Origin of the sequence: Pseudomonas sp. DC3200b2 (assembly GCF_049895785.1) — a bacterium.
Lineage (GTDB): Bacteria > Pseudomonadota > Gammaproteobacteria > Pseudomonadales > Pseudomonadaceae > Aquipseudomonas > Aquipseudomonas massiliensis.
This window is the reverse complement of sequence record NZ_JAFCTA010000002.1, coordinates 396,619-419,173: the sequence shown is the minus strand read 5'-3', so window position 1 is coordinate 419,173 and position 22,555 is coordinate 396,619. Positions and strand designations below refer to the sequence as shown.

Annotated in this window: 19 protein-coding genes; 10 read left to right on the top strand and 9 right to left on the bottom strand. The window is 64.1% G+C overall.

The annotated features are described in order from the left end of the window. Positions 1-104: 104 nt before the first annotated feature. Positions 105-401, bottom strand: coding sequence for a DUF1652 domain-containing protein (locus ACP691_RS07690; RefSeq protein ID WP_426199130.1), 297 nt, complete (start codon positions 399-401; stop codon positions 105-107). A gap of 325 nt (positions 402-726) precedes the next feature. Here ACP691_RS07690 and ACP691_RS07685 point away from each other — a divergent pair, with 325 nt between their 5' ends. Next, the gene (locus ACP691_RS07685) at positions 727-1,626 is read left to right on the top strand and encodes an SDR family oxidoreductase (RefSeq protein ID WP_426199127.1); all 900 of its coding nucleotides are present in this window, start codon (positions 727-729) and stop codon (positions 1,624-1,626) included. A gap of 27 nt (positions 1,627-1,653) precedes the next feature. Here ACP691_RS07685 and ACP691_RS07680 read toward each other — a convergent pair whose 3' ends face one another. Next, positions 1,654-2,571: a DUF72 domain-containing protein gene (locus ACP691_RS07680; protein WP_426199125.1), complete on the bottom strand. Its 918-nt coding sequence runs from the start codon at positions 2,569-2,571 to the stop codon at positions 1,654-1,656. A gap of 120 nt (positions 2,572-2,691) precedes the next feature. On the opposite strand from ACP691_RS07680, the gene ACP691_RS07675 reads away from it, so the two are divergent. Then, positions 2,692-3,117 (top strand): DUF1810 domain-containing protein, encoded by a 426-nt coding sequence (locus tag ACP691_RS07675; protein ID WP_426199123.1) that lies wholly within the window; start codon positions 2,692-2,694, stop codon positions 3,115-3,117. 131 nt (positions 3,118-3,248) lie between these two features. Here the strand turns inward: ACP691_RS07675 and ACP691_RS07670 are convergent, their stop codons facing one another. Beyond that, positions 3,249-3,758, bottom strand: coding sequence for a hypothetical protein (locus ACP691_RS07670; protein ID WP_426199121.1), 510 nt, complete (start codon positions 3,756-3,758; stop codon positions 3,249-3,251). A 219-nt stretch (positions 3,759-3,977) separates the two neighbouring features. Here ACP691_RS07670 and ACP691_RS07665 point away from each other — a divergent pair, with 219 nt between their 5' ends. From ACP691_RS07665 to ACP691_RS07635, 7 genes are all read left to right on the top strand, one after another. Continuing rightward, positions 3,978-5,771 carry a di-heme-cytochrome C peroxidase gene (locus ACP691_RS07665; protein WP_426199119.1) on the top strand — a complete coding sequence of 598 codons (1,794 nt, stop codon included), beginning with the start codon at positions 3,978-3,980 and terminating at the stop codon, positions 5,769-5,771. Beyond that, positions 5,768-6,958, top strand: coding sequence for a catalase family protein (locus ACP691_RS07660; RefSeq protein ID WP_426199117.1), 1,191 nt, complete (start codon positions 5,768-5,770; stop codon positions 6,956-6,958). Before ACP691_RS07665 ends, ACP691_RS07660 begins: the two co-directional genes overlap by 4 nt. Before the next feature lie 72 nt (positions 6,959-7,030). Beyond that, positions 7,031-8,737 (top strand): amidase, encoded by a 1,707-nt coding sequence (locus ACP691_RS07655; protein WP_426199115.1) that lies wholly within the window; start codon positions 7,031-7,033, stop codon positions 8,735-8,737. 166 nt (positions 8,738-8,903) lie between these two features. Then, complete coding sequence (locus ACP691_RS07650) at positions 8,904-10,064, top strand: HPP family protein (RefSeq protein ID WP_426199113.1); 1,161 nt, start codon at positions 8,904-8,906, stop codon at positions 10,062-10,064. Between the two features lie 204 nt (positions 10,065-10,268). Continuing rightward, complete coding sequence (locus ACP691_RS07645) at positions 10,269-11,273, top strand: ABC transporter substrate-binding protein (protein ID WP_426199111.1); 1,005 nt, start codon at positions 10,269-10,271, stop codon at positions 11,271-11,273. Continuing rightward, a complete protein-coding gene (locus ACP691_RS07640) occupies positions 11,270-12,301 on the top strand; it encodes a FecCD family ABC transporter permease (RefSeq protein WP_426199109.1) in 1,032 nt (343 codons plus the stop codon). Before ACP691_RS07645 ends, ACP691_RS07640 begins: the two co-directional genes overlap by 4 nt. Further along, positions 12,298-13,095 (top strand): ABC transporter ATP-binding protein, encoded by a 798-nt coding sequence (locus ACP691_RS07635; RefSeq protein WP_426199108.1) that lies wholly within the window; start codon positions 12,298-12,300, stop codon positions 13,093-13,095. The genes ACP691_RS07640 and ACP691_RS07635 overlap by 4 nt, the downstream gene beginning before the upstream one ends. On the opposite strand, the gene eutC is transcribed toward ACP691_RS07635, so the two are convergent. From eutC to eat, 3 genes are read right to left on the bottom strand one after another with little or no spacing between them, the layout of a single operon-like run. Continuing rightward, positions 13,082-13,972, bottom strand: coding sequence for an ethanolamine ammonia-lyase subunit EutC (eutC, locus tag ACP691_RS07630; RefSeq protein ID WP_426199106.1), 891 nt, complete (start codon positions 13,970-13,972; stop codon positions 13,082-13,084). The genes ACP691_RS07635 and eutC overlap by 14 nt on opposite strands. Beyond that, a complete protein-coding gene (locus ACP691_RS07625) occupies positions 13,969-15,360 on the bottom strand; it encodes an ethanolamine ammonia-lyase subunit EutB (RefSeq protein ID WP_426199104.1) in 1,392 nt (463 codons plus the stop codon). Before ACP691_RS07625 ends, eutC begins: the two co-directional genes overlap by 4 nt. 3 nt (positions 15,361-15,363) lie before the next feature. Further along, entirely contained in the window at positions 15,364-16,725 is a 1,362-nt protein-coding gene (eat, locus tag ACP691_RS07620; RefSeq protein WP_426199102.1) for an ethanolamine permease, read from the bottom strand. Positions 16,726-17,002: 277 nt separating this feature from the next. On the opposite strand from eat, the gene qhpR reads away from it, so the two are divergent. Beyond that, complete coding sequence (qhpR, locus tag ACP691_RS07615; RefSeq protein ID WP_426199100.1) at positions 17,003-18,067, top strand: AraC-like transcriptional regulator QhpR; 1,065 nt, start codon at positions 17,003-17,005, stop codon at positions 18,065-18,067. 12 nt (positions 18,068-18,079) lie between these two features. Here qhpR and ACP691_RS07610 read toward each other — a convergent pair whose 3' ends face one another. The 3 genes from ACP691_RS07610 to ACP691_RS07600 all read right to left on the bottom strand — a co-directional run bounded on the left by ACP691_RS07610 (position 18,080) and on the right by ACP691_RS07600 (position 22,270). Beyond that, a complete protein-coding gene (locus ACP691_RS07610; RefSeq protein WP_426199635.1) occupies positions 18,080-19,234 on the bottom strand; it encodes an MFS transporter in 1,155 nt (384 codons plus the stop codon). 108 nt (positions 19,235-19,342) lie between these two features. Then, entirely contained in the window at positions 19,343-20,896 is a 1,554-nt protein-coding gene (gene garD, locus ACP691_RS07605) for a galactarate dehydratase (protein WP_426199099.1), read from the bottom strand. Between the two features lie 24 nt (positions 20,897-20,920). After that, positions 20,921-22,270 carry an MFS transporter gene (locus ACP691_RS07600; protein ID WP_426199098.1) on the bottom strand — a complete coding sequence of 450 codons (1,350 nt, stop codon included), beginning with the start codon at positions 22,268-22,270 and terminating at the stop codon, positions 20,921-20,923. Positions 22,271-22,555: the final 285 nt, after the last annotated feature.

Sequence of the window (22,555 nt, the reverse complement as noted above, 5' to 3'; positions counted from 1 at the left end):
GCTCCTGGTGGCTAATGAGCCGTTGAGCCTAATTGTTCCTTAACCCAAGAGAGCGTACATAAGGCAAAGCGGCGCCCGCCTGAAGGCGCCGCTGGAGACTCGTGTCAGAAATGGCGGGCTGGTTGAACGTGCCGATAGCGAGGCTCGACAGCGCTAGGCGTGGCCTGGCTATTCTCCAGACGGCCCCGCAGATCGGCGATCAGGGCGCAGATTTCGCGGCTGCTGGCGAAGCGGTCGGGCGATATGCCTTCAGCTGCCAGCATCAGTTTTCCGCTATGCAGGTCTTCGATGCGGATGTTGAATTCATCGTCGCCGGCGTGTTCGCAGGTGCAAGCGAGCGGTAAAAAGGCCTGCTCGACGATGCCACGGATTTCCAGCGGGCTTAAACCTATGGTTTTCATGAAGCGACCTCCTTGGGCAGTGGCCCGGGTCGCAAAGGCGCAGAAGCGGAATGGACGCATCAATTTTCCCAGGCTTACCTTTCATTTATAGACTTCGAGTCGCATCGCGGCAACGACCTCTAGCGGCGCGCTGCCATGCCGGGCGGCCGCATAGGGGACATGGATAGCGACTGCTCCACGAATTGCCCAGGCGGAAAGCTTTCAGCGACGCAATACCGAGGCCTTTGACAAGCGCATCCGCCCGTCGTATAAGCCGTCCGCCAAATGAAACAGAACGTTGCGCCCGGCTTCGACATGTTCAGTAGCCACTGAACAGGAGCCCATCATGGCAACCGGCAATCAGTACCAGATGCAAGACCCTCGCACTCAATACCCTACCCCCGAGTTCGAAGAACAGCCACAGCCAGCCCCTGGCCTTGACTCGAAAATGAAGCCCGAGCCAGACCACGGCGAAGCCACCTATGAAGGCGCCGGCCGGCTGAAAGGTCGTAAAGCGCTGGTGACCGGCGGCGACTCTGGCATCGGTCGCGCCACCGTCATCGCTTACGCCAGGGAGGGCGCCAGCCTGGTCATCAACTACCTCCCCGAGGAAGCCTCGGATGCCCAGGCCGTCATCGATCTGGTCAAGGCTGAAGGTGGTGAAATCGTCGGCATCCCGGGCGACCTCAAGGATGAAAGCTTCTGCCAGAGCCTGGTGCAAAAAGCCCATCAGGCCCTGGGCGGGCTGGATATCGTTGTCAACGTGGCCGGCAAGCAGACGGCCAGGAAGACCATCGCCGAGATCGATACCGAGCAATTCGACGCTACCCTCAAGACCAACCTTTACGCGCTGTTCTGGATCTGCAAGGCGGCGCTGCCGCTACTGCCTGCTGGCGCTGCCATCATCAACACAGCGTCGATTCAATCCTATCAACCATCGGCCACCCTGCTCGACTATGCCACCACCAAGGCGGGCATCGTCGGGTTCACCAAAGCCCTGGCCAAGCAAGCCATCGAACAGGGCGTCCGGGTGAATGCCGTGGCGCCGGGGCCGGTGTGGACGGTCCTGCAGCCCAGCGGCGGCCAGCCGCAGGAGAAGATCCCGCATTTCGGTGAACAGACTCCTTACAAGCGTCCAGGCCAGCCGGCCGAATGTGCGCCGCTCTATGTTTTCCTGGCTTCGCAAGAGTCTAGCTATATCACCGGCGAGATCTTTGGCGTAACCGGCGGCAATCCCCTGCCGTGACCCACTCGCTGCCAGGTCAGTCGCCGATCATGGCACCTGGCCTGGCAGCCTATCGTGCTGTACCTGCAGCGTGTCACTCAGGCCGAGCCGCTCCAGCAACGCTTGCGCGTCATAAGGCGCGTGCACCTTTACGTCGTTGTCGAAAAAGCAAAAGACATCCCGGCTCTTGCGCCTGCGCCCTTGTGCCGGGCTGAACGTGATAGGGTCCGGTACCTGCCTGCCTTGACTCCAGCATGCAATGCGGGCTTGCCAACGGTCGAGGGTTTCGCCGCCATACCCACTTTCATAAAGCTTGGCGTCTCCGTGCAAGCGAATGTAGACGAAATCGGCGGTCAGGTCCTCCGCGTAGGGCCACCTACCTGCCGTATCCGCCACCACCAGCGCGACGCCATGGCGGCGTAGCAGATCGATGAACGCTGGCGTGGCAAAGCTTTCATGACGAATTTCAACGGCATGACGCAGGCGAATGCGCTGGGGTATATCCAGGTAGCCTGGTTTGCGCAGGCGCTCCTCACCCTGCTCGGCCAGGGCTCGGGCTTGAGCCCCGGTGCGCGGTAAAAGGGTCAGGAAGGCTTCGAACAGCTTCGGCTCGAAGCGGAACGTGGCCGGGAACTGCCACAGGAAGGGCCCAAGCTTTTCCTTGAGTTGAAACATGCCTGAGGCGTAGAAGTTCGCCAACGGGCCTTCGATATCCTTCAAGCGCCGGGTGTGTGTGATATAGCGCGGCCCTTTGACGCTGAACATGAAACCTGGCGGCGTAGCGGTGTACCACTGCGCGTAGCGCGCCGGTGCTTGCAGGGCGTAGAAGGATCCATTGATCTCGATCGCCCGCACCGCTCGCGAGGCAAAGGCCAGCTCATCGGCCTGCACAAGCCCCTTGGGATAGAACTCCCCTCGCCAGGGCGCATAACGCCAGCCTGAGATACCAATGCGAATGTCACCCATGAGTGCCGTTCCCGCGTCGAGGACTGGTGATCGGACCAACGGGGTGGCGGGCGGTTCACTGCGGGGAACTTGCCGGCCTGGCGATAGCCTTTATTTGATCGACGAACAAGCGAGGCCGCCATGACCGCTCATTATGACTTGCAGCGTTTTCTGGATGCGCAGGCGCCAGTGTACGCCCGGGTAGTGGAAGAACTGCGCGCCGGCCAGAAGCGCAGCCACTGGATGTGGTTTGTGTTTCCTCAGCTGCAGGGGCTAGGTCGCAGCGAGACCGCCAGGTACTACGCCATCAGCAGCGTCGATGAGGCAGTTGCCTATCTGGCGCATCCGGAGCTCGGCCCGCGCTTGCGTCAATGCTGCCAGATGCTGCTACAGCTACAGTCGCGGTCGCCCGCCGAGATCTTTGGCGAGTTGGACGCGCTCAAGCTGCATTCCAGCATCACCCTCTTTCTGCGCGCTTCGAGCAATGACCCACTCCTTCAGGATGTGCTCGACCGGTTCTACTCGGGCGAACAAGACCCTCGCACGCTTGAGCTGCTGTCCAGCTAGCGCCCATTAGGCTCCGAGGCTCAGCTATCGCAGCCCTCGCCACAGCGCCGAGAGTTCCACGGTTGCGCCGACCGTTTCACACCGACGGCAAGACTTCCAGCCCGCTGGCGTTCACCCAGGGTTCGCGAAACCTAGAACAGCCAAGGGTGATGTTCCGGCAGTACTCCGGTTTCCAATGCGATCATCAATTGCTGCGGGTGGAATACCCACGCGTTACGGTCAAAAGCCTGCTGTAGCTCCCGCCAGCGCACCCGCATCCCGCAGCAACAGAATTCGAGTGCCTTCGACAGCTTGGGCAATACGTGCAAGCCTTTTTCCGCTGCGAGCAGCTCCAGTCGCAAGCGCTCCGAAGCGGTAAAGCCGAAGAAGAAAATGCGAGGGCTGAAGCCACCCGCGAGCCGCGCCAGTGGATCCGGCGCCGGCGGCACCTGTGCCTGGTTCAACCATTCCCCGCCTCCGTGCACCTGGACCATGCGAGCCTTGTGGAAGCTGGCGAAGGCACCGGTGTGCTCGCGGCCCTGCACGGCCAGGCTGTTTTCCTGCCAGTACAGCAGCGTATGTTCACTGATGGCGCCCTGGCGGCTGCGGTAAGTGAAACGAATAGGGGGCGCGCGATGGGTGTTGCGATAGCGAATGTCCATGCCAGCGTTCGGCATCCTTGAGAGGGGGTTTCCAAGGTATAGGCCCTAAGCCCGGGCTTTCCATAAAGCAGCGCCTTAAATGCTTGTAGGAAAAGTTACCTGGCTCACCTATCCGCGCCAAACGCAGCCTCTCACTGCCGGCAGCAGGACGAAATAGCCACTTGCCATCATCCGAGCGATAGGGCATAAAGGCGCCCGATTTCACCATGGATGGCCCCAATGCGTCGTGTCGCTCGCCTTAGCTTCGCCCTGCTCATCGCGCTTCTGCTCGCCCTGGCTGTGTTGCTGTATTACGTAGCCTGGCCGAATCTCCCCGCCTACCAGGCGCCCACGCAGGTGCGCTACCTCGATCAATGGAGCCCAGCGGACCGCCAGCTGTATTACTTCACGCCCCAGGGCACACAGGTCAAAGGCCTGCGCTATCAGTGGTTCACTGCCCTGGAGCAGCCCTTCTCGGCGACACCCTTTGCGTTGCAAAGCAACCTGGGGCGCTTCGGCTTTCTTTTCGAGCAGCCGGCTGCCGACGCCAACTCCGGTCGGTTGCCGGTGGGCTTCACCCAGCACTTGAACCCCGGCGATGGCCAACGCTACCTGGACATCACGTGTGCCGCCTGCCATACCGGGGAACTGCGCTATGGGGGAACGGCGGTGCGCATCGACGGCGGAACCGCGCAACACGTATTGCCCTCGAGCGTGCCGACCCTGCGTGGTGGCAGCTTCGGTCAGGCATTGGTTGCCAGCCTTGCCGCCACCACCTACCTGCCCTGGAAGTTCGACCGCTTCGCCCGCAAGGTGCTAGGCAATAGCTATCCCGAGGGTAAGGACGAGCTGCAGGTTGCCCTCAAGCAGTCGCTGTTCGCATTCGTGCGCGCGGCCTGGAACGACACCCACCGCGGGCTCTATCCTGTCGAGGAAGGACCCGGCCGCACCGACGCCTTCGGGCGTATCGCCAACGCGGCCTTCGGCGACGCCATCACGCCGGACAACTATCGAGCCGGCAACGCCCCCGTTGACTACCCGCAACTGTGGGACATCTGGAAATTCGACTGGGTCCAGTGGAACGGCTCGGCCCAGCAGCCAATGGCGCGCAATATCGGCGAATCCCTGGGCGTGGGGGCCACGCTGTCCTACTTCGACGTGGACGGCCAGCCTCGCATGGGGCTGGATCGCTATCCATCGAGCGTTCGCGTGAAGGACCTGCACCTGATCGAGGAAACCCTGCAGCGGTTACGCCCTCCGGCCTGGCCCGAGGACGTCTTCGGGCCTGTGGACCTGCCCCTGGCAGCGCAGGGCCGCGCGCTCTTCACGCAAAACTGCGCCCATTGCCACGAGCCCCGCGGCCGTGAAGCCAATGGACGGCTGGAACTGAAGCTGACCCTATGGCCCACGGCGCAGATCGGCACCGACCCGACTGCAGCGGACAACATTGCCAACCATCGCTTCGACTTATCCGCACTGGCCTGGTCACCCGAAGAGCTGCGCGCCCTGGACGTCCATCCCAAACCCGAGAAGATCGACCTGCATAGCGTCTCGGTGGCCATGGGCCTGGCCTGGGTCACGGCTTTCGTGGAGCAGCGCGCCTATGCGGACGCCGGTATACCCGCCGAACAACAGGGACGCATGAACGGCTTCGATTTGCCGATAGGCGTACGCGAAGAGGCCGCCTACAAGGCCCGTCCGCTGGCCGGCGTCTGGGCAACGCCACCATTCCTGCATAACGGCTCGGTCCCCAACCTCTACCAGTTGCTATCCCCGCAGGACGAGCGCGCCGTGACCTTTTATCGAGGCACATTCGAATACGACCCTCGTCACCTGGGCTATCAGACCGGTGCTTTCACGGGTGGCTTCCGCTTCGATACCCGCATCCCCGGAAACCGCAACGGGGGCCATGAATTCCGCGATGGCCCCCAGGGCAGCGGCGTGATCGGCCGCCTGTTGCAGCCCCAGGAGCGCTGGGCCCTGCTCGAATACCTCAAGGTGCTTGGCACACCACTGGAGTCTCGCCTGCCATGACTGAACGTACCCTATTCATTTCACGCAAGCGCGGCCCTGGCCGCGGTCGATGGGTGACCGCCTGGCAGATCCTCGGTCACTGGCTGGCGCGACTGGCCATCGGATTGACGATTCTAGGGTTGCTTGGCTGGGGCGGCGCCAGCCTCTGGTACGCCTGGCGCTTTTCGGGCGCGGTGGCGGCGGTGGAAGAGATACCCGAAGGCGAAGCCGCCATGACTCAGGACGTGATCCAGACCGCCATCCGTATCGTCGACCGTTTCCGCACCGATACTCGTTACCTGCGCGACGCCCACGCCAAGGCCCATGGCTGCGTGCGCGCCCAGCTAGAAGTGGCCAGCGACCTGCCCGCCCAGTGGCGCCAGGGCGTATTCAGCGAACCTGGCAAGACATGGGCGGCCTGGGTGCGTTTGTCCAACGGCAACGCTTACCCGCAATTCGACAAGCTTTCCGACGCTCGCGGCATGGCGATCAAACTGCTGGACGTTCCCGGCACGCAGTTGCTCGGCAGCCAGCAGGCCCGTCGCGAGCAGGACTTTGTCATGTTCAACCATCCCAATTTCTTCGTCAGCGACGTGGCGGAATACCGGCAGAATGTCGCCGCCCAAGCCGACGGCAAGCGGGCCCTGGCCTTCTTCCCCAGTTGGGACCCGCGTACCTGGCAGATACGCCACCTGCTCATTGCCTTCGCCACCTTGAGCAAGGCGCCGGATAGCCCTGTGGACGCCACTTATTACTCCGTGTCGCCTTACCGCTTCGGCCCTGAAAATGCCAAGTTCCGCGTGGTTCCCGAGCCCTCCGCCTGCCCAGCGTACACCTTGCCGAAGATGAACAGGGACCAGCCCAATTTTCTGCGCGATGCCCTGTTCCAGCAGCTTTCGGCGGATCGCCAGCCAGCCTGCTTCGCCTTGCAGGTCCAACTGCAGGACCCTAACCGCTACATGCCACTTGAAGACACCAGCGTGGCCTGGAAAGAGAGCGATTCGCCATTCCATACCGTGGCGCATCTGCGAGTCGCGCCCCAGGACTTCGACACGCCTGAACAGAACCTGGCCTGCGACGACATGCGCTTCAGCCCTTGGCATGGCCTGGAAGCCCACCGTCCACTGGGCGGGATCAATCGGTTGCGCAAGGCGGTGTACGAGGCGGTGGCCGATTACCGCCACGCCCGGAATGCTCAGGCGCAATAGCCTGGGCAAAGATTGCAGTCTTGTCAGGTGACAGCCAGAATGCTCTCACCTGATCGTCTCAACCGGTGCCCCATGTTCCAAGTTACGGAAGTCTCCATCGCCGAGCTGCGCGCCGCGCTCGAAGCCGGCACGCTCACCGCGGTCGACCTCGTTCGCGCCTACCTGGCCCGGATCGATGCCTTCGACCGCCTTGACACCGCCACCGCGCTCAACGCCGTGGTCGTGCGCAACCCCGCCGCATTGGAGGAAGCCGCCGCGTCAGACGCTCGTCGCGCGCGAGGCGAAACCCTGGGCCCGCTGGATGGCATCCCCTACACGGCCAAGGACAGCTACCTGGTCAAAGGCCTGACGGCGGCTTCGGGCAGCCCGGCTTTCGCTGAACTGGTCGCCCAGCGCGACGCCTTCACCATCGAGCGCTTGCGGGCCGCTGGCGCCATCTGCCTGGGCAAGACCAACATGCCGCCCATGGCCAACGGCGGCATGCAGCGCGGGGTCTATGGCCGCGCCGAAAGCCCCTATAACGCGGCCTACCTGACCGCCCCGTTCGCCTCCGGTTCATCCAACGGCGCCGGTACCGCCACCGCGGCCAGTTTCAGCGCTTTCGGGCTGGCCGAGGAAACCTGGTCCAGTGGACGGGGCCCGGCCTCCAACAATGGGCTGTGCGCCTATACCCCGTCGCGCGGGGTGATCTCGGTGCGCGGTAATTGGCCGCTGACCCCGACCATGGACGTGGTGGTGCCCTTCGCTCGCACCATGGCTGACCTGCTGGAAGTGCTGGACGTGATAGTGGCGCCGGACCCGGATCCTCGTGGCGACCTCTGGCGCCTGCAGCCCTGGGTCCCGATTCCCCCAGTGGCCTCGGTGCGCCCGGCGTCCTACCTGGCGCTGGCCGCGCCTGCCAGCAGCCTGGCCGGCACGCGTCTGGGGGTGCCACGCATGTATATCAATGCCGACCCCGAAGCAGGCACCTGTGAGCAGCCGGGTATCGGCGGCCCTACCGGGCAACGCATCCACACCCGCGCTTCGGTCATCGCGCTCTGGCAACAGGCGCGTCAAGCGCTGGAAGCCGCGGGCGCCGAGGTCATCGAGGTGGACTTCCCGCTGGTATCGAACTGCGAAGGCGACCGCCCCGGCGCGCCCACTGTCTACAACCGGGGGCTGGTGTCCAGGGAATTCCTCCATCACGAGTTGTGGGACCTGACCGCCTGGGCCTTCGACGATTTCCTTCAGGCCAATGGCGACCCCCGGCTGAACCGCCTGGCGGACGTGGACGGCCCGAAGATCTTCCCGCACGAACCCGGCACCCTGCCCAACCGCGAGGGCGACCTGGCCGCCGGCATGGATGAGTACGTCAACATGGCCAGGCGCGGCATCACGCCCTGGGACCAGCTGCCGACCCTGCCGGATGGCTTGCGTGGGCTGGAGCGTACACGGCGGCTGGACCTGGAAGACTGGATGACCGAGCGCGGCCTGGATGCTGTGATCTTTCCCACCGTGGCCGATGTAGCGCCGGCGGATGCGGACGTAAACCCTGCCTCGGCGGATATCGCCTGGAGCAACGGTGTCTGGGTGGCCAACGGCAACCTTGCGATACGGCATCTGGGCGTGCCGACCGTCACTGTTCCCATGGGGGTAATGGCGGACATTGGCATGCCGGTAGGGCTGACGTTCGCCGGTCGCGCCTACGACGACAATGCCTTGCTACGCCTGGCCGCAGCGTTCGAGGCCACTGGCCAGCGTCGCCAGATACCACCGCGCACGCCGCCCCTGCCGATCTGATCCGGTGGTGGCAATGAACAGCGAAGCTGGCCGAGGCTGCTTGGCGGGTCAACCGCGGCAACTTCGCTATTTCCTCCAGGCAGCTCACCCCCTGAGGGGTGCTGGGCTGCCGCTGAAACTCCATTCGCCCGCTTCCTGGGCGCCAGTACAGGCTCACTGCTAAAAGATGTCCGTTCCTACCTCTGATCCGAACGAGCCCTGGCATACCCGCCTGGGTGTATTCGTACGCGCGCTTTGGCCACAACCCCAGCCGATCAACCTGCGTGAGCGCTGGCGTGCCAGCACGGGAGCCGCAGTCGGCATCCTGTTGGTCGCCTTGTTGGCCGCGGGCTGGGTCGGCGGTTTCCTTGCCCACGATCACCAGGCCCTCGCCCTGGCCCTGGTCGCCCCCCTGGGGGCGAGCGCGGTACTGGTGTTCGGGGTGCCGTCCAGCCCGCTGGCCCAGCCCTGGTCGGTGGTAGGCGGCAATACCCTTTCAGCCCTCACGGGTATCGCCTGCGCCAAGTGGGTGCCGGACGCTTCCCTGGCGGCGGGCCTAGCGGTGGGCCTGGCGATTGCGGTGATGCTGGCCTTGCGCTGTCTGCATCCGCCCGGCGGCGCTTCAGCGCTGTTGATGGTACTCATGGGCTGCGAGCATTTCTCCTTCGCCGTCACCCCGGTGCTGCTTGATTCATTGCTGTTGGTGGCCGCCGGGCTGCTCTACAACAACCTTACCGGCCGGCCATGGCCACACCTGCAGCGGGCCGCGCCGGCCGCGGCGACCACACGCCTGCAACGCAGCGATCTGGACGCGGTACTGGCGCGACACAACGAAGTGCTGGACATCAGCCGGGACGACCTCGAAGCCCTGCTCGAGCAAGTGGAAGCGATGGCCTACCAGCGCACCATGGGCGAGGTACGCTGCGCGGATGTGATGACCCGGGACCCGCTCGCCGCGCGGGTGGAAATGCCTTTGAAGGAAGCCTGGGCCTTGATGCGCAAGCATCGGATCAAGGCGTTGCCCGTGGTGGACGGCCGCCGCCATCTGCTGGGAATCGTGACTGTGGCGGACTTCATGCGCCAGATCGACCTGGACGTCCACGAAGGCATGGCCTGGCGGCTGCGCTCCCTGCTACGGCCTCGTCCTTCCCAGGTCCAGGGCGTGGGGCGAATCATGACGCGCACCGTTCGGGTCGCCAGCCAGGACCGGCTGTTGATCGACCTGGTACCGGTGTTTTCGGAAAACGGCCATCGCCATATTCCCATCATCGACCAGGAACAACATCTGGTAGGCATCATTACTCAGTCAGACCTGATCAAGGCCTTGTATCGTGCCGTACACGGCTAAAGGCTGGTAACACCCTGGCGTGGTGCCCGACGGTGCATTGGTTTAGTATGCCGTCCGCCGGTTTCCGAGTGAAATCATGCAGCACCCATCAAGACAGCGCCGCCTCATGGTCGGAGCTGGCCCGCACCGCGTCGGCGGCGCACGGAGGCCGTGACTGCTTCTCCTCCACGCCGGGTGCTCTTCCATCGACATCAAGGATGCTCCATGCTCCCGTTCCGCTTTCTTGGCGTGGCTCTTGCCTGCCTCGCCGGCAACGCCTTCGCCGGCGCTCCGGAAACCGCCGTCGCCCTGGACAACTGCGGCCAGGCGCTCAGTTTCCGGGAGGCACCCGCGCGAGCGGTGACCATCGGCCAGGCTGCGACCGAAATGCTCTATGCGCTGGGCCTGGGCGATCGTCTGGCAGGCACTTCCCTGTGGTTCAACGCGGTAGACCCTCGCTACGCCGAGCAGAATGCCAAGGTGCCGCGACTGGCCAACAACGAGCCCGGCTTCGAGACTGTCATCGGCAAGCGCCCGGGCCTGGTGATCGCCCAGTTCGAATGGATGGTGGGCCCTCAGGGGGTGGTGGGTACGCGCGAGCAGTTCCACGACCTGGGCGTGCCAACCTACATCCTGCCTTCCGACTGCGAAGGCAAGGACAACCTGGTCGGGGCCGATGGGACTCGGCTTCGCCCCTTCCGCGTCGAGAGCGTCTATGAAAGCGTCGTTCAGCTGGCGGGGATCTTCGGCGTGCCGGAGCGCGGCAGCGCCCTGGTCGAGGACTACCGAAGCCGCCTGGCCGCCGCCACCGTCCAAGCACCGGGCAACCAGGCCAAGGATCTTTCCGCCGTCGTGTGGTTCTCCAGCGCCGACCTGGCCAGCGATCCCTACGTGGCTGGCCGCCAAGGGGTGGCCGACTTCCTCTTGACCAGCGTAGGCCTGCGCAACGTAGTGACCTCCACCGAGGAATGGCCTACCGTCGGCTGGGAGACCCTGGCCAAGGCCAACCCCAGCCTGATCGTGATCGCCCGGATGGACCGCCGTCGCTTCCCTGGGGATGACTACCAGGAAAAACTTCGCTTCCTGCGCGCCGACCCGGTTACCCGCAACATGGACGCGGTCAAGCATGACCGCATCGTTATCCTCGACGCCGAAGCCTTGCACGCCGGAAACCGGCTGTTCAACGGCATCGAAGAACTGGCCAGGGCTACCAGGGCATTGACGCCATGATCCAGTGGCGCTCTGGGCTAAGCTATCTGCTACCGCTGGGCATCGGCGGCGGCCTGCTGCTGATCGCCCTGTTGAGCGCCATCAGTCTGGGGGAAACCTCCCTGGCAATGCCGGTAGTACTCAAGGCCGTGGCCAATGCCCTTGGCGCCCAGTACCCGCTGGACCCGATCGACCAGGGCATCGTCTGGAACTACCGCCTGCCACGCAGCCTGGTGGCCGCCGCCTGTGGCGCGGGGCTGGCCCTGTGCGGGGTGATACTGCAGGCGCTGTTGCGCAACCCGCTGGCCGAGCCTTACCTGCTGGGTATTTCCGCCGGGGCATCCACCGGCGCTGTGCTCGTGGCCATTGTCGGCCTCGGCGGTGGGCTGCTTTCCCTGCCCCTGGGCGCCTTCAGCGGCGCCTTGCTGGCATTTGCCCTGGTCGCCTTGCTGGTCCGGGCGTCGCGCCTGCGCAGCAGTGCCGGGCTGATCATCCTTGCCGGCGTGGCCGGCTCGCAACTCTTCAATGCCCTGACCGCCCTGCTCATCGCCAAGTCCGCCAACGCCGAGCAGGCCCGCGGCATCCTCTTCTGGCTGCTGGGCAACCTGAGCGGGGTACGCTGGGGTGCCGTCTGGCTCACCTTGCCGGTGGTGGGCCTCGGCCTGGCCGTAAGCTGGTCGGAACGACGTACCCTCGATGCCTTCATCTTCGGCAGCGAGGCCGCGGCCTCCATGGGTATCGCGGTGCGACGTTCACAGATCGTGCTGATCGGCACCGCCGGGCTGGTCACTGCCGTACTGGTTTCACAGGTGGGCGCCATCGGCTTCGTTGGCCTGGTCATCCCGCATGCGTTGCGCTTGTGGGTAGGCAGCGGACACCGCCGGCTGGTGCCCTTGTCGGCACTGTGTGGCGCGCTCTTCCTGATCGCCGCCGACCTGTTCTCACGCACCCTGGTCAAGGGCCAGGTGCTACCGGTGGGTGTGATCACTGCCTTGGTAGGCGCCCCGGTGTTCGCGCTGCTTCTGATGCTGGGGGAGCGAGGCCGGTGAACGCAGCGTTGCCCTCGCTGGCCCTGAGCCCGCTTCCCTTGCGCTGTGAAAGATTGACCTGGCGGCGTCACGGGGCGACGCTGCTCGACGGCGTCACGCTCGATGTACACCCCGGTGAGAAACTGGGCATTGTCGGGCCGAACGGTTCGGGCAAGTCCAGCCTGCTGCGCCTGCTGGCCGGGCTGGTGGCCCCTAGCGCGGGCGCGGTCTGGCTGGGCGGTCGGCCAATGGGTGAGTTCACACGGCGGCAGGTTGCCCAGGCCATGGCACTGGTTCAGCAACATAGCCAGGCCACCGAGCGTATTCGCGTCTGCGACGCGGTAGCCCTGGGGCGTACTCCTTGGCTGTCTTCCCTTCGCCCCTGGAGCGTCGAGGACGACCAGGTAGTGGCGCAGGCCTTGGCGCAGGTAGGCATGGCTGGCTTCGCGCGACGCTGGTGGCATAGCCTCTCCGGCGGCGAACGCCAGCGGGTGCAACTGGCCAGGGCCCTGGCCCAGCAGCCACGGGTGCTGCTGCTCGATGAGCCGAGCAATCACCTGGACATCGCCCAGCAACTGTCGTTGCTCAAGCTGATAGGCAGACTGCCGGTCACCCTCCTGTTGGCCCTGCACGATCTCAACCATGCCCTGTATTGCGATCGCCTCGCGGTACTCGATCGCGGCCGCCTGGTGGCGCTGGGGCCTCCTCGACAGGTGCTTACCGAGCAGTGCCTGGCCAGTACCTTTGGGGTAGCCGGCCACTGGCTGCATGATCCGATGGAAGGGCGGGACGTACTGGTGTTCAAGCCTCTGTAGGCTTCTCCGGCCGACCCGGCCCAAGCAGGAAATTTCCGGGGCTCGGCTGCGTCTGATCCGGGGTGAGCAGCGGCACCTGGGCTTCATCCTTGAGCTGAACGCCCGACAGGCCCCGCTTGCAAGCTTCACGCATGAGATAGGCAAGCTTGTGCGCGGCCGTGGCATAGCTCAGCCCATCGGGCCGCACGTTGGAGATGCAATTGCGGGACGCGTCGGTGAGGCCCACCCGGGGCGCATAGGTAAAATACAACCCTAGACTGTCCGGTGAACTCAGCCCCGGGCGCTCGCCAATCAGGTTCACCAGCATTCGGGCATTCAGCCCCTGGGCCACTTCGTCAGCCACCGCTACCCGGCCTTGCTCGACGATCACCAGGGGGCCGACTGTCCATCCTTCCTCCCTGGCCAGCGCCTGTATGCGATCGACCATGGGCGCGGCGTGACGCTGAACCGCCAGCGACGAAAGCCCATCGGCAATCACGATGGCCAGGTCGAAGCCCCTGCCCTGGATTCGGCCATCACCGTTCAGGCGCGCAAGGCTGTCCTCGGACAACCGTCGCCCCAGGTCGGGACGTTGCAGATACACCAGCCGATCAGCGGCCGCGCTGTGCAGCGTCAGAATAGGCGCGTCGGTTTCTCCGAGCGCGGCCTTCAAGCCGGCAACGTTCAGGGGTAAATGAACGGCGTCCCGGGCCTGGGCGTGGGCGAACTGGAATGCCAGCTGCGCCTGGGTCGGCAGGCTGGTGCCAGCGCGGCCCAGGGCGATCCGTGCCGGCGTCAGCGCGCGCAGGGCCTGCCACGGGTCAGCCTGGGCGGGTTGTCGCGGCTTGCCCGCCGCGGGCTGTGCTTCCGGTTGGTCAGCGTGGCCTGGGGCATTCATAGCTGTGCCAGCGCCCCCGCGAAGGCGTCGGGCAGTTGGCTGCCCAGGCGCAATTGCGAGCCTTCTTGATTCAGGATACCCATGCGCGCCAGCCAGCCCTCGAACTCCGGGGCGGGCCGCAAGCCCAGCACCTTTCGCGCATAAAGGGCGTCGTGGAAGGAAGTGGTCTGGTAGTTGAGCATCACGTCGTCAGAACCTGGAATACCCATGATGAAGTTCACCCCTGCCGTACCGAGCAGGGTCAACAGGGTGTCCATGTCGTCCTGGTCGGCCTCGGCATGGTTGGTATAGCAAATATCGCAGCCCATGGGCACGCCCAGCAGCTTGCCGCAAAAATGGTCTTCCAGCCCGGCGCGGATGATCTGTTTGCCATTGTAGAGATATTCCGGCCCAATGAAGCCGACCACCGTATTGACAAGGAAAGGGCGATAGCGCCGGGCGACGGCATAGGCTCGAGCCTCGCAGGTCTGCTGGTCCACGCCGTGGTGAGCGTTGGCCGAAAGCGCGCTGCCCTGCCCGGTTTCGAAGTACATGAGGTTTTCCCCCAAGGTGCCGCGCTTCAGGCTCAGGCCGGCGTCATAGCCCTCCTGCAGAACGCTCAGGCTGACCCCGAACCCCGCATTGGCCGCTTCGGTTCCGGCGATGGACTGAAATACCAGATCCACGGGCGCGCCCCGCTCGATGGCCGCGATCGAAGAGGTAACGTGGGTTAGCACACAGGCCTGGGTGGGTATTTCGTAGCGCTGGATCACGCCATCGAGCATCTTCAGCAGCTCGATGATCGCCGGCAGGCTGTCACCGGCTGGATTGATACCGAACATGGCATCGCCGTTGCCGTAAAGCAGGCCGTCGAGCAGGCTCGCGGCAATGCCCGCCGGATCGTCCGTCGGATGATTAGGCTGCAGTCGCGTGGACAGCCGCCCAGGCAGGCCCAGGGTGCCGCGGAAGGCCGTCACTACCCTTACCTTGCGGGCGACCAGGATAAGGTCCTGGACGCGCATAAGCTTGGATACCGCCGCTACCATCTCAGGCGTCAGGCCCGGTGCCAGCGCCGCCAGCACCGGTCCGCTTGCCACCTCGCTGAGAAGCCAGTCGCGAAACCCTCCTACGGTCAGGTGCGCCACGGGCGCAAAAGCATCCGCCTCATGGGTATCGATGATCAGCCGGGTTACTTCATCGGTTTCGTACGGAATCACCGCTTCATCGATAAACTGCCGTAAAGGCACGTCGGCCAGCGCCATCTGCGCCGCTGCCCGCTCGGCATCGCTTTGCGCCGCGATACCTGCCAGCGTGTCTCCAGAGCGGGCTGGGCTGGCCTTGGCCAGCAACGTGCGCAGGCTATCGAACTCCCAGTGCAAGTGCCCTAGTGTCTGACGGTATCTGGCCATGCTTCAACCCTCGCTCACAGCCACGGACAAGCCCGACGCGCGCCCGCGTACTACCTTGGAAAACAGAGCGCCCATGACCATGAGCCCGACGAAGAGCGCGCCCACTTGGAAATTGAACCAGATCATCGCTACCAGGCAGACCACGGCCAGGCCCAAGGCGATGGCCGGTACCACGGGATAGCCAGGGGCGCGGAAACTGCGCTCCAGACCCGGTTCGCTGCGGCGCAGCTTGAACAGGCTGAGCATGCTCACGATATACATCACGATAGCGCCGAAAACCGACATGGTGATCATGGCGGCGGTCAGGCTCATGCCCTGGATATTGATCAGGCTGTCGCTGAAAATGGCCGCGATACCGATCAGGCCACCGGCGATGATTGCCCGGTGCGGCGTCTGGAACCGGGAAAGCTTGGCCAGGGCCGGCGGCAGGAAACCGGCTCGGGCCAGGGCAAAGAACTGCCGGGAGTACCCCAGGATGATGCCGTGGAAGCTGGCGACCAGCCCGAACAGGCCAATCCATACCAGCATGTGCATCCAGTTGGAGTCATTGCCCACGACTGCCTTCATGGCCTGGGGCAAGGGGTCGTTGATATTGGACAGCGCTCGCCAGTCCCCCACCCCGCCAGCGAAGATCATCACGCCGATGGCCAGGACTACCAGCGTAAGGATGCCGGCAATGTAGGCTCTGGGAATGGTGCGCCTGGGGTCCTTGGCCTCTTCGGCGGCCATGGCCGCGCCCTCGATGGCCAGGAAGAACCAGATGGCGAAGGGAATGGCGGCGAATATGCCAGCCAGGGCACCGGTGCTGAAGGTATCCTCGCCTGCCCAGCCACCCAGGGCAAAATTGGCGAAGCTGAAGCCTGGGGCTACGACGCCCATGAAGACCAACAGCTCGGCGACCGCCAGCACTGTGACCACCAGCTCGAAGGTGGCGGCGATGCTCACGCCTAGAATGTTCAGGGTCATGAATACCAGATAGGCGCCCACCGCTGCCCACTTGGGGTCCAGCCCAGGGAACTGGACGTTGAGATAGGCACCGATGGCCATGGCGATGGCTGGCGGAGCGAAAACGAATTCGATCAGGGTCGCCAGGCCGGCGATGGTACCGCCAGTAACACCGAAAGCGCGCAGACTGTAGGCGAAGGGGCCGCCTGCGTTGGGAATGGCGGTAGTGAGCTCGGTGAAACTGAAGATGAAACAGGTGTACATGACGGCCACCATCAAGGTAGTGACCAGGAAGCCCAGGGTACCTGCCGTGCCCCAGCCGTAGCTCCAGCCAAAATACTCGCCGGATATGACCAGCCCTACCGCAATACCCCAGAGGTGGATCGTGCCAAGTGTAGGTTTAAGGGTGTTAGCGCTCATCGATCACGCTCCAGTAGTTGGCCCGATAAGGTGCCCGGGGGTTTCTAGGGGAGCATAGACGTGGCCCGGCACTAAAACTTGACCGCAGCGCGTGGCGCCGGGCAACCCGAGGTCAAATCGTCCATGCTGCCCTGCTTTTGCGCGGCGTTCGTGATATCCGCACCGGCCTGGTTCACACTTGACGCCGAACATTCGGCGAGGCGGATACCAACCCCGTTCTCAAGCGGGAACGCCTTTTGCTAAGTAGCGATACTCCAGCTTGCCAAGGTAACCGTCCGTGACGTCCACCACTGCCAGCTTCGCCTCGCCCGGAAACGCGGCGCGTCCACATCTTGGCGTGCTGTCCGCGGCCGCCAGCGGCCTGGACAGATTCATCATCGAGCAAGGCGGTGACCTTGACCGGGTGTTCGGCCATGCAGGCATCGACCCCGAGCAACTTGCCCACCCGACCTTGAGCCTGGCGCTGCCCAACTACTGCCAGGTGCTCGAAATCGCCGCCCGGCAGACCGGTTGCGACACCTTCGGGCTGCGCTACGGCGAGCAGTTCATGCCCCAGGCGCTGGGCCTGCTTGGCTATGTGGGCCTGTGCTCCCCGACCTTGGAAACCGCTCTGATCAACTTCGCTGAAGCCTTTCCCTATCACCAGCACAGTACGCTGATTGAGCTGGTGGATGAGGGTGAGTGCTATCGATTCGACTATCAGGTTCGCCATGGGTCGATCGTCGAGAGGCGCCAGGACGCCGAATTGACCATGGGCATGGCGCTGAACCTGGTTCGCCACGCCCTCGGGCCAGGCTGGCATCCGCGGGAGGTGGGCTTCGAGCACAGTAGGCGCGCAGACGCTGACAGGCATCGGCAGGTATTCGGTGCGCCCGTTCACTTCGGGCGCGCTTGCAATTGGCTCCTGATCCCCAAGGCAGACATCGCCAACCGGCCAATGCCGGGAAGCGATCCCGTGCTGTTGATGCTGATCAAGGATGCCATTCGGCAACTCGGCGGCGCGGCCAGCGATGGACGACTGATGCCTAGGGTCGAGCGCGCTATCATCGAGCGGCTGCCGGAAGGCGAGCCCAGCCTGGAGGCGGTGGCACTGGCTGTGGACATGGGTGTCGGGACCTTGCAGCGCCGCTTGCGCGACCAGGGTTGTTGCTTCACCCAGCTGGTGGAACGCGTGCGCCAGCGGCTGGCGCAGCGTCTACTGCGTGAGGGCGTGACCTCGGTCACTGAGCTGGCAGGTCTGTTGGGCTATTCGGAAACCAGCGCCTTCTCCCGGGCCTTTCGCCGCTGGCATAACCTCAGCCCACGCCAGTGGCGTGCCCTGGAAGCGGGCCGCCAGGCCTGAGCAAAGGGCACTTCAGTTCGCGCGCAGATAACGCGCGCTCGCGCTGACGAACAGAAGCAGCAGGATAAGGCTACCCAACGCCCAGGAGAGGTTGGTCAGATGGGCCATCAGGCCGATGATGGCAGGGCCGAGCAGGATGCCTGCATAGCCAAGGGAAACCATCGCCGGAATGGCGGAGCTCTGCGGCATCCGTGTCTGCCGCCCGACGGCGGAAAACAGCACCGGGACGATGTTCGAGCATCCGGCACCCACCAGCGCAAAGCCCGCCAGCGCGGCTGGCCAGCCCGGGAGCAGCAGCGTCACGGCCAGGCCGGCCGCTGCGCAGGCGCCGCCGAACAAGACCACGCGAACCCCGCCCAGGCGATTCACCCAAGCGTCACCGGTCAATCGGCCGAGCGTCATGGCGGCCGCGAAGGCAGCGTAGCCGAGTCCGGCCGAAGCCGCTTCCATTTGCCGGGAGGACACCAGGAACACGGCACTCCAATCCAGCACGGCACCTTCGGTCAGGAACACGATGAAGCAGAGAGCGCCCAGGAACAGCACGATACCCCGAGGTACCGCGAACAGCGGTCCATCCCGTTCGCTACCATAGGGCAGCAAGGCCTTGCCAGCGTAGAACAGCCCCAGCACGACCAGGCCCGCCACTACCAGGGTCGCTGGCAGCGGCGCCAGGCCCAGGCTCAGTAGCCCGGCCATGCCCGCGGCACCTACGATACCGCCCAGGCTGTACATGCCATGAAAGCCGGACATGACGGCTTCTTCACCGGCTTTTTCTACGAGCACCGCCTGGATGTTCATGGCGCAGTCAAGCGTGCCCATGCAGGCACCGAAGAACGCCAGCGCAATGCCTAGGGTGACGGCATTCGGCGCCACGGCGAGGGTTGGCAACAACAGGCAAAGCGCCACGCTGGCGACCGTTATGGTCCAGCGGCAGCCACGGTGGGCAGTCAAGTAGCCAGCGAAGGGCATGGCCAGAATCGAACCGGCCCCCAAACCCAGCAACAGCAGACCCAGGGTGCCATCGTCGAGCCCCGCTCGGGCCTTGGCCATGGGCACCATGGGCGCCCAGGCGGCCATGACGAAACCGGCGATGAAAAAAGCCACGCGAGTGGACAGGCGCTGGGGAGCGCCCACAGCGGCGGTGGAAAGCAAGGATGGGGCGGTCATGGCAGGCGTTGGATCCTTGTTCAGGAAAGCGCCTACCTTGCCCATGGCCTTGAGCGAACGCAAGCCGAGCGCCGGGAACCACGAGAGTTCCCGAGCGCAGCATGCGCCTCAGGTGATAGGCGCTGGGTTGAACAGCACGATGTCATTATGCAACCTGTGACGCTCGGCCCAGGTCTGCTTGCGGCCACTGGCGACATCCAGGTAGTAGTGGAACAGCTCCCAGCCCAGCTCCTCGATGGTCGCACGGCCCGTGGCGACCACACCGGCATCCACGTCGATCAGGTCCGGCCAACGCTGCGCCAGTTCGGTGCGGGTGCTGACCTTGACCACCGGCGCCATGGCCAGGCCATAGGGGGTGCCGCGGCCGGTGGTGAATACGTGCAGGTTCATGCCCGCGGCCAACTGCAGGGTGCCGCATACGAAATCACTGGCCGGCGTGGCGCAGTAGATCAAGCCTTTGCCTGTCACCCGCTCGCCGGGGCCAACCACGCCATTGATGGCCGAGCTGCCGGACTTGACGATCGAACCCAGGGACTTCTCCACGATGTTGGACAGCCCACCTTTCTTGTTCCCCGGCGTGGTGTTGGCGCTACGGTCCGCCGCGCCGCGTTCCAGGTAATGGTCGTACCAGTCCATCTCGCGGACCAGCGCCTGCGCCACCTCCTGATCCTGGGCGCGCGACGTCAGCATATAGATAGCATCACGTACTTCAGTCACCTCCGAAAACATCACGGTGGCGCCAGCGCGGATCAGTAGGTCGGAAGCGAAGCCCAAGGCCGGGTTGGCGGTGATGCCGGAGAAGGCGTCACTGCCGCCGCACTGCATGCCGAGGATCAGTTCCGACGCCGGGACTGTTTCGCGGCGGCGCTGGTTGAGCTTTTCAAGCCGGGTTTCGGCCAGGGCCATGATCTGCTCGACCATCTCCACGAACCCATGGCTGGCATCCTGCAGACGATAAAGCCAGGGCTCGCTCAGGTCCACCGAGGGGTCGTCCTCATGCATGACCTGCCCGGCCTGGAGTTTTTCGCAGCCCAGGCTGATCACCAGGGCTTCGCCCCCCAGGTTGGGGTTGCGGGCCAGGTTACGCACCGTACGGATGGGAATGTAGGCATCCCGGGCGTTGATCGCCACGCCACAGCCATAGCTGTGGGTCAAGGCCACCACATCATCCACGTGGGGGTAGCGCGGCAGCAGTTCTTCGCGGATACGCTTGACCGCGTGATCGAGCACGCCGGTCACGCACTGCACAGTGGTGGTGATCCCCAGGATGTTGCGAGTACCCACGGTGCCATCGGCGTTGCGATAGCCTTCGAAGGTATAGCCTTCCAGTGGCGGCAGCGGCGGCGGTACCGCGTCTGACATCGGCAAGCTGTCCAGGGGTGGCGCGGACGGCATGGCCAACTGGGTCTCCTTGACCCAGCTGCCCTGGCGCAGGTCTTCGAGCGCGTAGCCAATGATCTGGCCATAGCGGCGGACCTCGCCCCCCTTGGGAATATTCACCAGGGCGACCTTGTGGCTCTGCGGAACGCCTTCGACGGTGGTCAGGCCATCCGGGAAGACGCTGCCTTCGGCAACGCCCTGGTCGTTGACCACCACCACCACGTTATCAGCCGGGTGTAGGCGCACGTAGCGCGGGGAATCGGAATGTTCGATCAACTGCATGGGGTTGGCCCCTTGTAATGTTATTCAGGCATGTACGGGTTGAGCGTCGGTCAGCAACTGGCCCTGGGCGTCGCGCAACTGCACGCGGCGGATGGGCCCGACGATGACCAGGTAGCTGAGCACCGCCACCAGGGCGTTGGCGCCAACGTAGACCAGGGCCCATTTGAATGAGCCGGTCGTCGAGATCAGGTAGCCGATCACGATTGGTGTGGTGATGGAGGCAACGTTGCCGAACATATTGAACAGGCCACCGCTGATGCCGGCGATCTGCCGCGGCGAGGTGTCCGACATGACCGCCCAGCCCAGCGCGCCTACCCCTTTGCCGAAGAAGGCCAGGGCCATCAGGCCGACCACCAGCCAGTCCAGCTGCACGTAGTTGCACAGCACCATGGTGGTGGAGAGCAGCAGGCCGCAAACGATCGGCAGCTTGCGGGCGAAGGTCAGCGAATGGCCGCGACGTAGCAGCCAGTCCGAAATCACGCCGCCGAGCACGCCGCCGATGAAGCCACAGATGGCAGGCAGCGAAGCGACGAAACCGGCCTTGAGAATAGTCATGCCCCGCTCCTGCACCAGATACACAGGGAACCAGGTCAGGAAGAAATAGGTGATGCCATTGATGCAGTACTGCCCCAGGTAGATGCCCAGCATCATCCGGCTGGTCAGCAGCTGGCGTACATAACCCCACTGCGGGCCGGCACGTTTCTGCCCAGGCTGATCCATGTCCACTACCCCGCCGTTGTCAGCGATATGACGGTATTCGGCTTCGCCTATCATTGGATGCTGGCCGGGGTTATGCAAGAACTTCATCCAGACGCCGGCGAAAACTACGCCCAGGGCGCCCATGACGATGAACACGTGCTCCCAACCCAGAGCATGAACGATCCAGCCCATCAAAGGGGCAAAAAGTACGGTCGCGAAATACTGGGCCGAGTTGAAAATGGCCGATGCCGTTCCGCGCTCCGCAGTAGGGAACCAGGCAGCGACGATGCGCGCATTGCCCGGGAAAGATGGCGCCTCGGCGAAGCCCACGAGGAAACGCAGGGTGAACAGCGCCATGACGGCCGTGGCCACCGGCATGAAGCCGACGAAGCCTTGCAAGAGCGTGAACACTGACCAGGTAAAGATGCTCAGTGCGTAGACTTTCTTGGAACCATAGCGGTCCAGCAGCCAACCGCCGGGAATCTGTCCTGCCACGTACGCCCAGCCAAACGCTGAGAAGATGAATCCAAGAGTCAGTGGGTCGATGCCCAGGTCTTTCTGGATGCTGGAACCGGCGATCGAAATGGTCGCGCGGTCGGCGTAGTTGATCGTGGTCACCACGAAGAGGAGGAAAAGAATCAGGTAACGCACATGCGTTTTCTTATTGGCATGCATCTGGAACACTCCCACTTTTTATCGTTATGCGGGCTGTCGTCAAGGCGGCGGCAGGCACTACTACGTTATCGTACAAGTTAAACCGCTGCTAGCTGTCTCCGGACTTTTTTTGACCGAAGGCGGGAATCCCTGTACGGGGTGGAGTCCCGAACAAAAGGACCGGTGGGAAAGGCGCAGCACCGTGACTCAAAGACCGCGCTCGATTCGGCGGACGAGTTGTCCGACATGAATGCCTTTAAGACGACGCAGACCCCCTGACCGCCTGGTCACGGATCGGCGCATGAC

Bases quoted from the DNA above. Each gene is read 5' to 3' on its own strand.
- ACP691_RS07685 (WP_426199127.1), top strand. From the start codon at position 727: ATGGCAACCGGCAATCAGTACCAGATGCAAGACCCTCGCACTCAATAC.
- ACP691_RS07610 (WP_426199635.1), bottom strand. From the start codon at position 19,234: ATGACCGCCCCATCCTTGCTTTCCACCGCCGCTGTGGGCGCTCCCCAG.
- ACP691_RS07665 (WP_426199119.1), top strand. From the start codon at position 3,978: ATGCGTCGTGTCGCTCGCCTTAGCTTCGCCCTGCTCATCGCGCTTCTG.
- eutC (WP_426199106.1), bottom strand. From the start codon at position 13,972: ATGAATGCCCCAGGCCACGCTGACCAACCGGAAGCACAGCCCGCGGCG.
- ACP691_RS07655 (WP_426199115.1), top strand. From the start codon at position 7,031: ATGTTCCAAGTTACGGAAGTCTCCATCGCCGAGCTGCGCGCCGCGCTC.
- garD (WP_426199099.1), bottom strand. From the start codon at position 20,896: ATGCAGTTGATCGAACATTCCGATTCCCCGCGCTACGTGCGCCTACAC.
- ACP691_RS07670 (WP_426199121.1), bottom strand. From the start codon at position 3,758: ATGGACATTCGCTATCGCAACACCCATCGCGCGCCCCCTATTCGTTTC.
- ACP691_RS07690 (WP_426199130.1), bottom strand. From the start codon at position 401: ATGAAAACCATAGGTTTAAGCCCGCTGGAAATCCGTGGCATCGTCGAG.
- ACP691_RS07645 (WP_426199111.1), top strand. From the start codon at position 10,269: ATGCTCCCGTTCCGCTTTCTTGGCGTGGCTCTTGCCTGCCTCGCCGGC.
- ACP691_RS07625 (WP_426199104.1), bottom strand. From the start codon at position 15,360: ATGGCCAGATACCGTCAGACACTAGGGCACTTGCACTGGGAGTTCGAT.
- eat (WP_426199102.1), bottom strand. From the start codon at position 16,725: ATGAGCGCTAACACCCTTAAACCTACACTTGGCACGATCCACCTCTGG.
- ACP691_RS07600 (WP_426199098.1), bottom strand. From the start codon at position 22,270: ATGCATGCCAATAAGAAAACGCATGTGCGTTACCTGATTCTTTTCCTC.
- ACP691_RS07650 (WP_426199113.1), top strand. From the start codon at position 8,904: ATGTCCGTTCCTACCTCTGATCCGAACGAGCCCTGGCATACCCGCCTG.
- ACP691_RS07680 (WP_426199125.1), bottom strand. From the start codon at position 2,571: ATGGGTGACATTCGCATTGGTATCTCAGGCTGGCGTTATGCGCCCTGG.
- ACP691_RS07640 (WP_426199109.1), top strand. From the start codon at position 11,270: ATGATCCAGTGGCGCTCTGGGCTAAGCTATCTGCTACCGCTGGGCATC.
- ACP691_RS07660 (WP_426199117.1), top strand. From the start codon at position 5,768: ATGACTGAACGTACCCTATTCATTTCACGCAAGCGCGGCCCTGGCCGC.
- ACP691_RS07675 (WP_426199123.1), top strand. From the start codon at position 2,692: ATGACCGCTCATTATGACTTGCAGCGTTTTCTGGATGCGCAGGCGCCA.